This window comes from Pedobacter sp. 01N416 (assembly GCF_056399685.1).
In genome coordinates this window covers 1-14,472 of sequence record NZ_JBFTRT010000338.1, presented here as the reverse complement: position 1 = coordinate 14,472, position 14,472 = coordinate 1, and the positions used below count along the sequence as shown (strand labels likewise).

Here is a 14,472-nt window from a genome sequence, read left to right as displayed (position 1 = left end):
GAAAAGTATGGTGTTTACTTTCCAATGACAGTTTTTTAGTTACTATTTAGTGTTAATAACTTTTTTTAAAATTGTTAATAACTATAGCGCTTTTCCTATTTAAGTTTATATTAACCGTTTGATTATCAAACAGATTCTGCTCCAAATATTTATCTATGATTAACACGGCACTTGATTTTATTTCGAAAGAAATTAATGGATATCTAAACAATATTGCCAATACATTAAACGATGATTTTATTGTGGTAAGCAGTGTCGTTTCTGAGGGGAAACTGGCCATACCCGAAAAAACAATGGGTATTACTTTAATGAACATTGAAGAGGATAGGGCAATAAAAGATCAACGGGTTACGGTAAGGAATATGCTTGGCGAAATAGAAACCCGCAATCCTGATATCTATCTGAATCTGTACGTACTTATTTCTGCAAATTTTAACCAGGCGGGTACCGAATCGCCAACTTTAGATTACCTGGAGGGCTTAAAAAAACTATCGCAGGTAATTTCATTTTTTCAGGGCAAAAACGTGTTTACACAGGCCAATTCTCCTTTGTTAAGCGCTATTGATAGTAATATTGAACGCTTAAGTGCGGAGCTTTTTAGCTTCAATTTTGAACAGATGAACCATTTTTGGAGTATTATCGGTCACAGCTATCTGCCCTCTGTTTTATATAAAATCAGGATGATTACCGTACAGGAAAACGTTCAGTTGGTGCCAGATGGATTAGTAGAAAATATCTTATTAAACACAAGAACCAAGCTGAAATTGGAGCAGATTTAAAACCCAAAATAGAAATTTTAGATACCACCTTGCAATTTGGTATTCACCTCAATAATGCAGCAAAATTTTTAGCCATTACACAACTAAATGAAACGGCCCCAAACAAGGATTTTTTAAGCAATAAAAAGATTTATTTTTCGAACAACGGTTTAAACAGCAACCTCGAATACCAGATTATTGATGGAATTGTGGGCGATTTAATGAATTTAGATTTTACCCTTCCTCCTGTAAATACAGAAGTTACCCTGAGGCTAAATTCATCAGCAGAAAATAATCTGGTTATTGCTTTTGATACGGATGGCTTGCCCATTAATGGTCCTTATAAAATTAAAGTCAATAGCAGTAAAGTTTTTGAAAAACTGCTCGATATGAGCAAATTACCCGATGGGCTATATAACATATCGATCAAAAATGCAGCAGATACAGGAAACGATTTACTAAGTTATAAGATTTTTAAGAGCAACGGATTAAGTGCCCAATCAATTTTTGGTGTGCTGGAGTTAAAGCTACCAGCAAGCAATGCGGTAGTTACGGAAACAAAGTTCTTAATTAATTTTTTAAGGAAATCTACCATCTGGAAATATTATATAATTAACCAGAGTGGGATTGATTTAGATGATTTTGATTTATTAGTGAAAGATAAAAGTTTGGATGGTACACCTGGCGGCATTCCGGCTTATGCCAAATATACTTTTGCCGGGAATCCGGTGCCTGCCAATGATCCCGATCCGATTAATAAAATAGCCGATGCGGATATATTGCTCTTCAAAAGCAATGTTAAGATTCCTTTTTATCAAAAGGTAAAAGTGGGCTTAGAACTGAGTAAAAAGGATGGAGGAACAGAAGTTATTTTAACCAAGAATTTGCCAAACCCAATGCCCGAAAAACAAGCGGGAGAGGACAGTAGAATATATGTATATGTTTAAAAATAATTCATGATGATATGGCGCTAACATATAAACATCCAGGAGTATATATTGAAGAGATTTCGACAATACCCCCATCTATTGCACAAGTAGAAACAGCAATACCAGGCTTTATCGGATATACCGCAAAGCGGGAGAAAAACGGCGTGGCTTTCGCTATCAATTCTCCAGTGCGTATTACCTCTCTGTTAGAGTTTGAAGTTTTCTTTGGTGGTGCCTTTCCGGAAGTACTGGAAGTAACCATTAATGAACCCGAACCGGGTAAATTAATACCAAAGATTGATGTTACTCCGGCCACAACAGTTTCTGGCTATATCTTATATTATCATGTAAAAAWGTTTTACGAAAATGGGGGTGGCCCTTGCTGGGTTGTTTCGGTGGGTGACTTCGAAGATACACCAGATATAACAAAGTCTGAACTAAAACTTGGTTTACAGGCCTGCGAGCGGGAAGATGAAATTACACTCCTGCTGATCCCCGAAATTACAGCTTTAACTTCAGGTGCTGATATTAAAGAATTAAACGATGCCATGCTGGCACAATGTGCCAAACTGCAAGACCGTTTTACCATAATGGATACGCCACAAGCAGGCTTAACAACAGCTTATTTAGTGGCCGATAAATTTAGAAATGATTTTGTAAGTGCAGATAACCTTAAATACGGAGCCACCTATTATCCACAGATACAAAGTGGAGCCACTTATAACCGGGTAACTGACGAAAACATAAAAATTGCAGCCGATAACCGTGGCGGAAGTAACCTGGGTATTTATAAGAAAGTTGTAAATACCAAAAAAGCAATTACCAAAATTGTTGAAAAAGATGCGGTTACTGCAATAAAAGCCACAGGTACAATAACCATAGGGGGTATTACTTTAACCGGGCATTCTATTGCCATAGCAGGGTTTAGCTTTACTTTTGGAGGTACAGGCGGCATTGTAATTGGTGCCGACGAAACCGCTACAGCAGCAGCTTTAAGAGCCGCAATTGCAGGTAATACCGATTTAATGACTTTGGTAGATGTTGTTGCAAATTTAGCTGTAGTAACCATCACTGCTAAAGCAGCTGGCAATGCCGGAAATGCTATCCCCATTGTTTATGATCCAAAAGGAAATATCCCTCGCATAACCTTAAGTGCGCCATTTTTAAAGGGTGGGTTTGATAGCAACGATTTTGCCTTATTCAATCAGATAAAAGCAGCGCTTGATGCGTATACGGTTCCACTTTATCCTTCGGGTATAGTTGCAGGTATTATGGCCCGGGTAGATAACGAACGTGGTGTATGGAAAGCGCCAGCCAATGTAAGTGTGCTTACGGTTGATAAACCACTGATTACAATAAGCGATGAAGAACAAGATTACCTGAATGTAGATGCAACATCAGGAAAAAGTATTAATGTAATCAGAAAATTTGCAGGTAGGGGAACCTTGGTTTGGGGAGCCAGAACATTGGCCGGGAATGATAATGAATGGCGCTACGTGCCCGTAAGGCGGCTTTTTATTATGGTTGAAGAATCGATAAAGAAAGCCACGGAGTTTGTGGTTTTTGAGCCCAATGATGCCAAAACATGGATGCGGGTAAAAACCATGTGCGAGAATTTCTTAAATCAACTGTGGCGACAAGGGGCTTTGGCTGGTGCAAAACCTGAAGATGCATTTTTTGTAAATGTAGGTCTGGGCATCACCATGACGGCTCTTGATATTTTAGAAGGACGGTTGATTATCGAGATTGGAATGGCAGCAGTTAGACCAGCAGAATTTATAGTTCTTAAATTTTCTCACTTATTAGCAAAATCTTAAAATTATGGCAACTAATTATAAAACCCCTGGCGTTTATATAGAGGAAATAAGTAAACTGCCTGCATCAATAGCACCTGTAGAAACGGCTATTCCAGCATTTATGGGCAGAACAGAATTTGCTAAAGATGAAAATGGAAACAATATTCTGCCTACAGGAGGAAAATTACCAACGCCCATCCGCATTACTTCATTTCTCGATTATCAAAAGTATTTTGGTGGGGCCAATTCTGAAACTACTGTTTTCGAAACCAGTGGAATCCCCACAATAACCGATACAGAAGTTGCTGGTAAGGTAGTAAAACGCGTAATTACCTGTAATGCTAAAAAGAGTGCCACAAGTGGTAAATACATGTATTATGCTATACAGATGTTTTATGCAAACGGTGGTGGCCCTTGTTATATAGTTTCATGTGGCGATTACGATGTAGCTTCAACCATTACAACCGTAAAAGCTAAAGCCTGTTTAGATGCAATTGCAAAAGTGGATGAACCAACCATGCTCATTTTTACAGATAAGCATACTTCATTTGGTGCTACTTCGGGTTATAAAGATGCCTATGATTACGCTTTGGCACAATGTGCTAAACTGCAGGATCGGATTGCAATTTTTGATGCCTGGGTACTATCCGATTCTCCCTTTACCGATGCAGGAGTGATTAGAGATGATATCAGTGCCGATTATTTAAAATATGGTGCAGTTTATTATCCTTGGTTACAAAGTACTTTAAGTTATGGCTACAACGATTCTATTGTCGTAAAACATCTGGTAAATGGCGCTAACGGACCATACAACGATGCAACCTTATCAGCCATAAAAGCAATGGATTTAAATACTTACCGTGCTTTAACAAACGAGATGGATAAAAACGTAATTGATTTACCACCATCGAGTGCTGTTGCAGGTATAATGGCCAGGGTTGATAACAATCGTGGAGTATGGAAGGCACCTGCCAACGAGAGTGTAAAAATGGTTACTGGACCATCATTAAAAGTGACCGCACAACAACAGGAAACACTAAACATAGATCCAACTACAGGTAAATCAATAAATGTAATCCGCTTTTTTACTGGCAAAGGCACGTTGGTTTGGGGTGCCCGAACCTTGGCTGGAAACGATAACGAATGGAGATACATTTCAGTAAGGCGTTTTTACAATTTTGTAGAAGAAAGCGTTAAAAAAGCCACGGAATTTGTTGTTTTCGAACCAAATGATGCCAATACCTGGCTGCGTGTAAAAGCCATGTGCGAGAATTTTTTAAACCAGCTATGGCGCCAGGGTGCATTGCAGGGGGCAAAACCCGATGATGCCTATTTTGTTCGCATAGGCTTGGGTGTTACCATGACTTCCCTTGATATTTTAGAGGGTAGAATGAATGTGGAGATAGGTATGGCAGCTGTGAGGCCAGCAGAATTTATCATCCTGAAATTCTCACATAAACTACAAGAATAATTCATCATAAATTATAAAATTATGGCAAATACTTATCCATTGCCGGTATTTCACTTTCAGGTGGAATGGGGCGGCTCGCGAATTGGTTTTACAGAAGTTAGTGGTTTAACGGTGGAAACCCAATCGATAGATTATCGCGAAGGAAACTCACCAGAATACCATGTTACTAAAATGCCGGGAATGCAGCAGTACACTGCGATTTCGATGAAAAGAGGCATAACCAAAGGTGATAATGAACTTTTTCAATGGTTTAACACCGTTAGTTTAAATAAAATAGAACGGAGAGACCTCACCATTAGTTTGCTGAACGAAAGTCACGAACCGGTGGTGGTTTGGAAAGTTAGGCAGGCCTGGCCATCAAAAGTAGACGGACCAACACTAAATTCTACCGGGAACGAGGTTGCTATAGAAACAGTTGAGCTAGCACATGAAGGTTTAAGCATCGAATTTACCTAGGTTATATGTTCTCTATATCCAATTCACCATCGCCAAATCCTCCAGTTGGTTTTCATTTTCTATTGCAGATAGAGGGCTTATCTTATGATGGCGTAGACGATATAGGTTTTACAGATGCCACCGGTTTAGAATCGAGCATTGCTACCGAAGAATATAAGGAAGGTGGAGAAAACCGTTTTGCGCATAAACTCCCAACGGCAGTAACCTACAGTAACCTTACGCTAAAGCGTGGTTTATTGTTTAACTCTAAAGCAATGCAGTGGTTTAAAGAGTGTGTAGAAAGTTTTACGTTTAGCCCGAAAGATATCACCTTGATTTTGCTTAACGATGAACATCAACCCTTACAGGCCTGGAATTTTGTTAATGCATATCCAATTCGGTGGTCGATAGAAGGTTTTAACGCACAACAAAATGGCTTGGTGATCGAAAGTATCGAGTTTGCACATCAATATTTCAGGCGGGTAGAAATTTAAAGTACTAAAATATGCCAGTAGAAATTAGAGAATTAAACATTACCGCAACGGTAACCAACAATGTAGCCGGATCTACAGTGCCAGGCAGAACCGGTCAAACAGCTACAGATAAGAAAATGAAAAAGGCATTCGATCATGATGCGCCTGTAAATGCTGCTGATGGTGTTGGCGAGTTTAAATCAACAAGGGGCAAGGAGCTAAATCTCGACCTTTTGTGGGACGCAACATCAGCTTCTTACTCGGGCAATTCTACTTTTCAAACTGATGTTCAGAATGATAAAACAGTACATAAAGTAATCGAAAAATTTATCGATACCTGTTTTAAGATTAAAGAAGATACCCATCAGCCAAATTTTTTAAAAATACACTGGGGTGAGCTCACTTTTCAGGGAATGTTAACCGCTGTTAAAGTTACCTACACCTTGTTCGATAATACCGGAAAACCATTAAGAGCGAAAACAGATTGCACTTTTACCAGTTATACATCTCTTACCGAGCAATCTAACGAACAGCGGCGCAGTTCGCCCGATTTAACACATTACAGAAATGTTGAAGGCGATAATTCGCTCCCATTAATGACTTACAATATTTATAAAACCGATAGATATTACTTAGAAGTGGCCAAGGCCAATAAACTGAACAATTTTAGGAAATTAAAACAAGGACAAAACATTTCATTTCCACCGATTGAAAAATAATATACCATGCCAGCCAACTCAGGAGTACAAAGTTTTAGCATTACCATAAACGGACAAGTTTTGCCCGATGCGGTTGGTATTTTAGAAATTATGGTAACCAATGTGGTTAATGCCATACCTAAAGCTAAAGTGGTAGTAATGGATGGTAGCGCGGCTGCGCAAAATTTCGATTTAAGCAATGGAACCAATTTTATTCCAGGGGCCGAAATAAGCATTGCTGCTGGTTACAATGGCGAAAATGAAATGATATTCTCTGGTTTAATTATCAGCCAGACCATTAGGGCTAACGAGGATGGGAGCCAAATGGAAATAGAATGTAGGGATAAAGCCGTTAAACTTACCGCAGGACGAAAAAACAAGATATGGGAAGACGCAAGTGATAGCGATGCAATAACCGATCTGGTAGGCCAGAATGGAATTACAGCCGATATAGACGGATTGGGTTTACAACATAAACAACTGGTACAATTTAATTGCAGCAATTGGGATTTTATTGTTACCAGGGCCGAGCTAAACAGTGCCTTGGTTATAGCAGAAGCAGGAAAATTGACTATCGGTATGCCCAATGCGAGTCAGGAAAGCACGGCAACTTATACCTATGGATCGGAGATTTATGATTTTGAAGCTCAGATGGATGCCCGCACCCAATATCCACAGGTACTAACCAAAAGCTGGAATTATACCAACCAGGAAGTAAAAGAAGGTACATCGGCCGCAAAACCTTTACCCCAGCAAGGTAATATTTCCGGCGATGATTTGGCAGAAGTGTTGGGCTGGGAAGATAACAGCTTATATCATTCGGGCAATGTAGCTGAACAGGAATCGACCGAATGGGCAACAGCACAACTGTTTAGAAGCAGGTTGAACAGGGTTATCGGAAATTTTAGGGTGCAGGGCGATAACAAGTTAAAACCCGGAATTATAGTTGAATTATTGGGAATAGGCGAAAGGTTTAGTGGGAAATGCTTGGTTACGGGGGTAATCCATAGTTACGTGTAGATGCAGGAAAAGAACATGGATGGGTTTGGAATCCCGAAATAAATGATGAGGTAATTATTGGTTTTATAAATGATGATCCTCGCGATGCAGTGATTCTGGGTAGATTGTATAGCAGTTCATTTCCACCTCATCTAGAAGCAAAAGATGATAATTATTTAAAAGGATTATCTACCAAATCAAAACTTCAGGTATTGTTTGATGATGAAAAGAAGATTATAAAGATAGAAACACCTGGAGGCAATTTTATTACACTGGATGAAGATCAGAAACAGATTGACATTCAGGATATTAATGGGAATAAAATAGAGATGAGCGAGGATGGGATCAAGATTGAAAGTATTAAAGATATCATACTAAAAGCATCAGGCGACTTTAAAATAGATGGAACCAATATTACAACCAATGCCAACGCACAATTAAAATTAAGCGGAAGCGCGGGCACAGAAGTCAGTTCATCCGCCATTACAAAAGTTAAAGGAAGTATGGTGCAGATAAATTAAAAATATGGCAAACGCAGCGAGAGTTACCGATACCACAAACCACGGTGGCACAATTATAGGTCCTGGCGTACCAACGGTATTAATTGGGGGGATGCCTGCATGTGTAGTTGGCGATAATCACGTTTGTGTATTGCCACCAAATAGCCATCAGCCAACGGTAAGCCCTTTTCCGACGGGAAGTGCGACAGTGTTGATAGGTGGTTTGCCAGCAGTTAGAACAGGTGATACCTGTATTTGCGGGGCAAGTGCTGTAGTTGGATGTCCGACAGTTTCAATAGGTTAAAAAATGGATACAGAAAGCAATTTTTTAGGTAAGGGATGGGCCTTTCCGCCAGAGATAGTCAAATACGAAGGCATAAAACGCTTTGCTACCAGCATGGTAAGCGATGTGGTAGATATTAACCAAAGCCTCGAGATCCTGTTCGGAACAGCGGTTGGCGAAAGGGTGATGCAGGCTGAGTATGGCTGCAATGTAGAAGATATGATTTTTGAACCCATTAATGTTACGCTGGTAACGCGGATAACCGAAAGGATTAGAAGGGCAATAATTTATTACGAGCCGCGCATTAAGCTCGATAAACTAGATGTTTTTAAAAATGTAGAGTTTGGGGTAATTAACCTGGTGGTAGAATATACCATCAGAAGTACCAATACCAGGAACAATATTGTTTACCCATATTATTTAACCGAAGGAACAAATATTTGAAAAAATGAGCACCAATTGCAATAAAAATACTGCACCAAGAAACGGAACAAGCCGTTTAAACCGCTTGCCAAAAGCTTTGGATGCATCTTTTGTTGCCATTGATGAAAGAAGTAAAGCAAGCCTTTATCAATTTTGCGATAATTTGGCGGCTTATATTAACCATTACTATTTTGATGGAACAGAGAAAAAGACAGATTGGCAAAGTGTTTTTAATATCAGTGAAATTAATGAGGATGGCACCTCAGAACCACATTTGGCACTTTTCGATTCTTTTTTGGATTTATACGCCATTGCTCAAAAAGACCTCAATCAGTTTACAGGCAAACATTTAGATTATTTTTTTGAAACCGTTTTAGGCTTCGAAAAAAAGGCAGCCGAGCCCGATAAAGTATATTTGATTGTAGAATTGGCGAAACACATTTCTCAATACATATTAAACGATAAAACTGAGTTTAAAGCAGGCAAAAACAGTAAAAAACAAGAACAGTTTTACAAGCTGTTATCTTCTTTCAGCTTTAGCCATACACAGGTAGCGAGTATTAAATCTATTTTGGTTGATCAAGCTGAAAAAACTAAAATTTATGCTTCACCAATCGCAAATTCTGGCGATGGCAATGGAGGAGAGTTGGCCAATCAGGATGGAAGCTGGGATACTTTTGGCAACACCGATCGAAATAAAGCTAATATTGGTTTTGCCATAAGTTCTCCACTGTTTAGAATGGCCGAAGGCAAACGTAAAATAACACTTACCTTTTCTTATCGTGCGCCTTATCTGGCAGCGCCGGTAATTAAGCCCGAAAATTTTAAGGCCAGTATTACCGCAGAAAAAGGGTGGACAGCGGTAGACATTACTGCTGTATTATAGTCAAAAACTTCATATAGAAGATTTCAGAACCGCTTTTCCGGTATTGAAGATAGAAATACTATCAACCCCAAATATTTATGCCAGCCTAACCTTTGCTTCAATAGATAATGTGGTCATTAAAACGGATGTACAGGGGGTGAAAAATCTATTTGTACAGAACAGTTTAGGTAAACTCGATGCTGCTAAACCTATGGAAATTTTTGGTCCGATTCCCAGTATTGGCGCTAATTTTTATATAGGCAGCAAAGAGGTTTTTCAGCATGATCTCAGTAGTTTAAAGCTAAATTTTGAATATTTAGGCCTACCTACCGTTCCTTTTGTTACATATTACGACCTTTACACCAATTTGGCTAATGCTAGTAATGGCCGTGATGCAACCAAATATGTTAATAATAGTGATTATAAAGCAGAAGTTTCCTTTCTCTTACATCGCAATTGGATAAATGCTACATCGGCAGAGGTTTCACTTTTTAGTGCAGCAGATACAGTTGCACCCAATGCACAGTTCTCTACAGATTTAAATATACCAGATACTTTCGATGCAGATTATAATACCGAAGTAAATGATGCTTATAACCTTGAGACCGAACGGGGCTATCTAAAACTTAAATTTACCAAAGGTACATTTGGCCAGGCCGATTATCAACTGGTATTTAGTACAGCGGTAATTGGTAAAACCACGGTGCCTAAATTGCCCAATCCTCCATATTTGCCACTTATCCAGAATTTAACGATCGATTATAGCTGCGCAGCCACCATAAATCTTTCGGTAGCGGGCGATGTTAAGTCAACTTACGATAACCGCATCCACAGGTTTTATTTTGTTGAGCCTTTCGGCCTTGCCGAAGCACATCCCTTTACGCATGGGTCTGTATCGTTACTTCCTACTAAATCCAATGATGCTGAGTTATACATTGGCCTAAGCGATGCAATTGTTCCGCAAAATTTAAGTTTATTGTTACAGGTTAGTGAGGGTAGCGCCGATCCCGATTTTGATAAAGCAGTGGTAACATGGGCCTATCTTCAACATAACATCTGGAAATAATTTAAAAACATAGAGATTTTAAGGGAACAGACAAACGGATTGTTAACAACAGGCATAGTTACCTTAAATATTCCTAAAACCGTAAATACCGATAATACTGTATTGCCGACTGGTCTGTTGTGGCTAAGGGCTTCGGTAATAAGCAATGCAGCGGCAGTGTGCGATATTATCTCCATTACTGCTCAAGCCAGTGAGGCTCAATTTTCTGTTTATGATGATGTTGTACCCGAAAAAATAGCCATCGAAGCAGGGGTGATTGCCAAGCTAAAAGAACCCGATAGCGCCGTGAAAAAGGTAGTTCAACCTTATGGCTCATTTGATGGGAAGGCAATAGAAAGCGGTAATGAATATTATTTAAGGGTTAGCGAAATTTTACGGCACAAAAGGAGATCCATCACCCTGTGGGATTACGAGCGTCTTATTTTGGCCCAATTCCCGAATGTGTACACGGCAAAATGCATTAACCACACTTTTTACAATGGGAATGTAAGCAGTTATAATTCTTTATCGCCCGGCCAGGTAACTATTATTGCCGTGCCCGATATTTCGATCAGCAATGCGCCAAATCCATTAAAGCCAAAAGTTTCTAAAAATACATTAGAACAGATTAAAACTTATTTGGCCAAAACCAATTCGGTATTCGCAAAATTGAATGTTCAAAATCCAATATTTGAAGAAATCAAGCTTCATTTTCACCTCAAACTCCGTGATGGATACGAAGAAAATATTTATCTGCCGAAACTTAAAACGCAGCTTAAATCACTGTTGGCCCCTTGGACAAGCAACGCTGCTACGCAGATGGAATTTGGGGGTAAAATAGAAAAATCGACCATTATCTATCAGCTCGAAAAGTTAGACTATGTAGATTATATCACCTGCGTTAAAATGTATCTGTTTAGGCCAGTGGGTTTAGAAGACATATCAACAAAAGATTTAGAAACAGCAGAAACCGCTACAGCGGCAAGTATTTTAACGGCCTACCCCGAGCATAGCATCATCAATATTAATGATATCCCGGGAATCAATAATCCGGATTGTGAATGTGCCGATTGCAATGACAACGCAATAACAGACAGTAAATTTATTCCAATTAACGAATGCGGTTGTAATTAAATGAGCGATTTAAAAACCATATCGAAAAATAATCCGCAACAGGATAGCATGCAGTTTGATAAACTACGTGAAATTGGTATAAACCGTATTCAGGCTTTAAGTAAAAGCAATTGGAGCGATTATAATCTTCACGATCCGGGAGTAACAACGCTCGAAACACTTTGTTATGCCATAACAGATTTAGGTTACCGCTTGACCTTCGATATGCAGGATTTACTGGCCAGTGATCCTAATTCTGCCGATGCTGATATCGATTTCCGTAATTTTTTTACCGCAAGGCAAATATTGCACAACGCTCCCGTTACCATTAAAGATTTTCGAAAACTCTTAATGGACGTAGCGGTACAGGCAGGGACAGAAACTTTGGGGATAAAAAATGCCTGGGTAATTCCTGCTGATGATGCTGAAATGAAACTTTATGTAAATCAGTTACAGCAGAAATTAGACTATTTCCCGACCGCTACTGATGGAACCGGATTTTTTGTTAAAGGACTTTATAATTTTCTGATCGAATTTGATCAGTCGGTAAACTATGGCGATTTAAATTCCAATTCCATTTCTGCCATATACGTCATCAATAATTTTGCCCCCGATCCATTATTAGAGGGGGTAGAAATAAAGGTAGAAATTCATTTTCCACGCTGGGACGATTTAAGTATCGATTTTAACGACGATGCTGCAATAATTGCGAAAATTAAAAGCCTGAAAATAGAGGTCGATGAATTGCCTGACGATTATAAATTAATTGATAGCAACGATGCAGATCACACAGTTACCCTTGCAGGTACTAAGACAGTTGCCGAAGTTCCTATTGCTCTTGTAGGCCTTGATGCAATTGATGCCGATTTAAACTACTTCATTTTTAATGCGCCCAATGGATTATTACAAACCTACAAACGCAAAATAGGTGTAATAAAAAACATTATAAAAAAGGCTGAAGATAGGTTGAATGATAACCGGCCACTTTGCGAAGATTATTTAAATACCAGAGCACTCAAAGTAGAAGAAATTGCCATTTGTGGCGATATAGAAATAGATCCTTTTGCTGATGCCGCAAGCGTTGCCGCCGAAATTTATTTTCAAATTGCACAGTTTCTATCACCTGATGTATATTTCTACAGCTTGCCCGATATGAAAAACAAAGGAAAAGCTACCGAAGATATTTTTGATGGCCCGGCTTTAGAACATGGTTTTATCGATGACGATGAACTTAACGCTTCCGAACAAAAATGTACCATCCATGTAAGCGATCTGATCAGGATTATCATGGATGTTAAAATTGATGGCAAACAGGTTGTTCAATCGGTTAGCGGCTTGCAATTGGCCAACTTTCCAGAGGATAATGTACTTAATATATCAAAGAAAAGTGTTAAATGGTGTCTTTCTTTAGCGATTGATCAATTTTATGTACCCCGCTTATCCACTAATCTTTCTAATTTATCGTTCTACAAACACAACCTTCCATTTTCGTTTGATAAAGATGAAATGGAAGCAAAATATAAAGCGCTTTTTGCTCAGTCGAGGAAACGTTATCCAGAAAATCCAATTTTAGATAATGCATTTCCAGTGGGCGACTGGAGAGAAATTACTGATTATACCTCGATACAACAAGATTTTCCACTGGTTTATGGTGTAGGTTCTGAAGGGATCCCTAATTTGCCAACTACTGATGATGAAAGAAATCTTCGGATAACCCAGGCCAAACAGTTTAAAGGTTTCTTGTCGTTTTTTGATCAGTTGTTATATGGTTATCTTCAACAGGTTAATGGTTTAAAAGCACTGTTTAGCTTAAACCAGGAACTGGATGAATTTGGTCAGCCTTTGTTGAATAAAACGTACTTCAGCGAACCCTTAAAAGCAACTGGGGGTAATGTAGATATTGTGCCCAATGCAACTGAACAAAGAATATTTATTGATGGTTATGCGGAACATTTGCAGGGAATTACTGAAAGTAAAACCGATTTTGAAAAACGTAAAAACCGCTTTCTAGATCACCTTTTGGCCCGCTTTTGCGAGCAGTTTAGCGATTATGCTTTAATTGCCTACACCATTGACGGTCAAAGGGCTGGAGCAGAACTGATAAAAGATAAATTGTCGTTTTTAAATGCCTATCCGGAAATTAGTAGCAATAGAGGTAAGGCATTTAATTACCACAATGAATTTACCTGGTTTTATAAAAATGTTTCAGGCTACGAAAAAAGGGTAAGCCTACTGTTGGGGATAGATGCTAAAAGAGTAGAAGATTTACATTTTTCGAAAGCGTTTAGAATCTTACCAGTGTCTACAACCTGGAATATCGAAACCAAGGTATTAACCAAAGTTCTTTTTGAGCGGGTTGGTAATTTTACAGATGTACTGGCTGCTAAATCTGCTATGGAAGAATTGATTAGCGCTGCAGTACATATCAATAACTATAAAATTGTGGCAGGTAGTGTTGCCGGTAAATACCAGGTTTTGCTTTTGGCCGATTTAATTCAGGAAAAGGTTATTGCAAAAAGTAAAAACACTACATTAACCTTATCTACTGCCAATTCATTAATTARTAGTCACATCGATTTATGTACCAAAGAGTTATGTGATCAGGTTTTGTCGAGCCGTAAGAACTTAACACCCCCGATTTTAAATTACTTCGAAGTGCTTTCGCATACAGTTAACAATACCAC

General features: G+C 38.8%; 14 protein-coding genes and 1 pseudogene. All 15 read left to right on the top strand.

The genetic code is table 11. The features are described 5' to 3' along the window. Nucleotides 1–155 precede the first annotated feature (155 nt). Nucleotides 156–779, top strand: coding sequence for a Pvc16 family protein (locus tag AC1DND_RS18005; RefSeq protein WP_477583700.1), 624 nt, complete (start codon nucleotides 156–158; stop codon nucleotides 777–779). 29 nt (nucleotides 780–808) lie between these two features. Further along, nucleotides 809–1,705 carry a hypothetical protein gene (locus tag AC1DND_RS18000; protein WP_477583698.1) on the top strand — a complete coding sequence of 299 codons (897 nt, stop codon included), beginning with the start codon at nucleotides 809–811 and terminating at the stop codon, nucleotides 1,703–1,705. A gap of 17 nt (nucleotides 1,706–1,722) precedes the next feature. After that, nucleotides 1,723–3,504, top strand: coding sequence for a phage tail sheath family protein (locus AC1DND_RS17995; protein ID WP_477583696.1), 1,782 nt, complete (start codon nucleotides 1,723–1,725; stop codon nucleotides 3,502–3,504). A 4-nt stretch (nucleotides 3,505–3,508) separates the two neighbouring features. Further along, nucleotides 3,509–4,954 (top strand): phage tail sheath family protein, encoded by a 1,446-nt coding sequence (locus AC1DND_RS17990; RefSeq protein WP_477583694.1) that lies wholly within the window; start codon nucleotides 3,509–3,511, stop codon nucleotides 4,952–4,954. Between the two features lie 21 nt (nucleotides 4,955–4,975). Beyond that, on the top strand, nucleotides 4,976–5,410 hold the full coding sequence (locus AC1DND_RS17985) for a phage tail protein (RefSeq protein WP_131031004.1): 435 nt from the start codon (nucleotides 4,976–4,978) through the stop codon (nucleotides 5,408–5,410). A gap of 5 nt (nucleotides 5,411–5,415) precedes the next feature. After that, a complete protein-coding gene (locus AC1DND_RS17980) occupies nucleotides 5,416–5,883 on the top strand; it encodes a phage tail protein (RefSeq protein WP_029274652.1) in 468 nt (155 codons plus the stop codon). 11 nt (nucleotides 5,884–5,894) lie between these two features. Further along, nucleotides 5,895–6,581, top strand: a complete 687-nt coding sequence (locus AC1DND_RS17975; RefSeq protein ID WP_477583691.1) for a CIS tube protein — start codon at nucleotides 5,895–5,897, stop codon at nucleotides 6,579–6,581. A gap of 6 nt (nucleotides 6,582–6,587) precedes the next feature. Beyond that, nucleotides 6,588–7,580 (top strand): phage late control D family protein, encoded by a 993-nt coding sequence (locus AC1DND_RS17970; protein WP_477583689.1) that lies wholly within the window; start codon nucleotides 6,588–6,590, stop codon nucleotides 7,578–7,580. Nucleotides 7,581–7,591: 11 nt separating this feature from the next. Then, nucleotides 7,592–8,080: pseudogene (locus AC1DND_RS17965) on the top strand (phage baseplate assembly protein V); the annotation flags it as partial. Nucleotides 8,081–8,084: 4 nt separating this feature from the next. Continuing rightward, a complete protein-coding gene (locus AC1DND_RS17960) occupies nucleotides 8,085–8,363 on the top strand; it encodes a PAAR domain-containing protein (RefSeq protein WP_477583687.1) in 279 nt (92 codons plus the stop codon). Between the two features lie 3 nt (nucleotides 8,364–8,366). Next, nucleotides 8,367–8,786: a GPW/gp25 family protein gene (locus AC1DND_RS17955; RefSeq protein ID WP_477583686.1), complete on the top strand. Its 420-nt coding sequence runs from the start codon at nucleotides 8,367–8,369 to the stop codon at nucleotides 8,784–8,786. 4 nt (nucleotides 8,787–8,790) lie between these two features. Beyond that, on the top strand, nucleotides 8,791–9,651 hold the full coding sequence (locus tag AC1DND_RS17950) for a hypothetical protein (protein WP_477583684.1): 861 nt from the start codon (nucleotides 8,791–8,793) through the stop codon (nucleotides 9,649–9,651). Nucleotides 9,652–9,694: 43 nt separating this feature from the next. Beyond that, nucleotides 9,695–10,696 carry a hypothetical protein gene (locus AC1DND_RS17945; RefSeq protein WP_477583682.1) on the top strand — a complete coding sequence of 334 codons (1,002 nt, stop codon included), beginning with the start codon at nucleotides 9,695–9,697 and terminating at the stop codon, nucleotides 10,694–10,696. A 39-nt stretch (nucleotides 10,697–10,735) separates the two neighbouring features. Then, nucleotides 10,736–11,809 carry a hypothetical protein gene (locus tag AC1DND_RS17940; RefSeq protein ID WP_477583680.1) on the top strand — a complete coding sequence of 358 codons (1,074 nt, stop codon included), beginning with the start codon at nucleotides 10,736–10,738 and terminating at the stop codon, nucleotides 11,807–11,809. Continuing rightward, nucleotides 11,810–14,472: hypothetical protein (locus tag AC1DND_RS17935; protein ID WP_477583678.1), on the top strand; the 2,663-nt coding region annotated here is incomplete at its 3' end. It abuts the gene before it with no gap.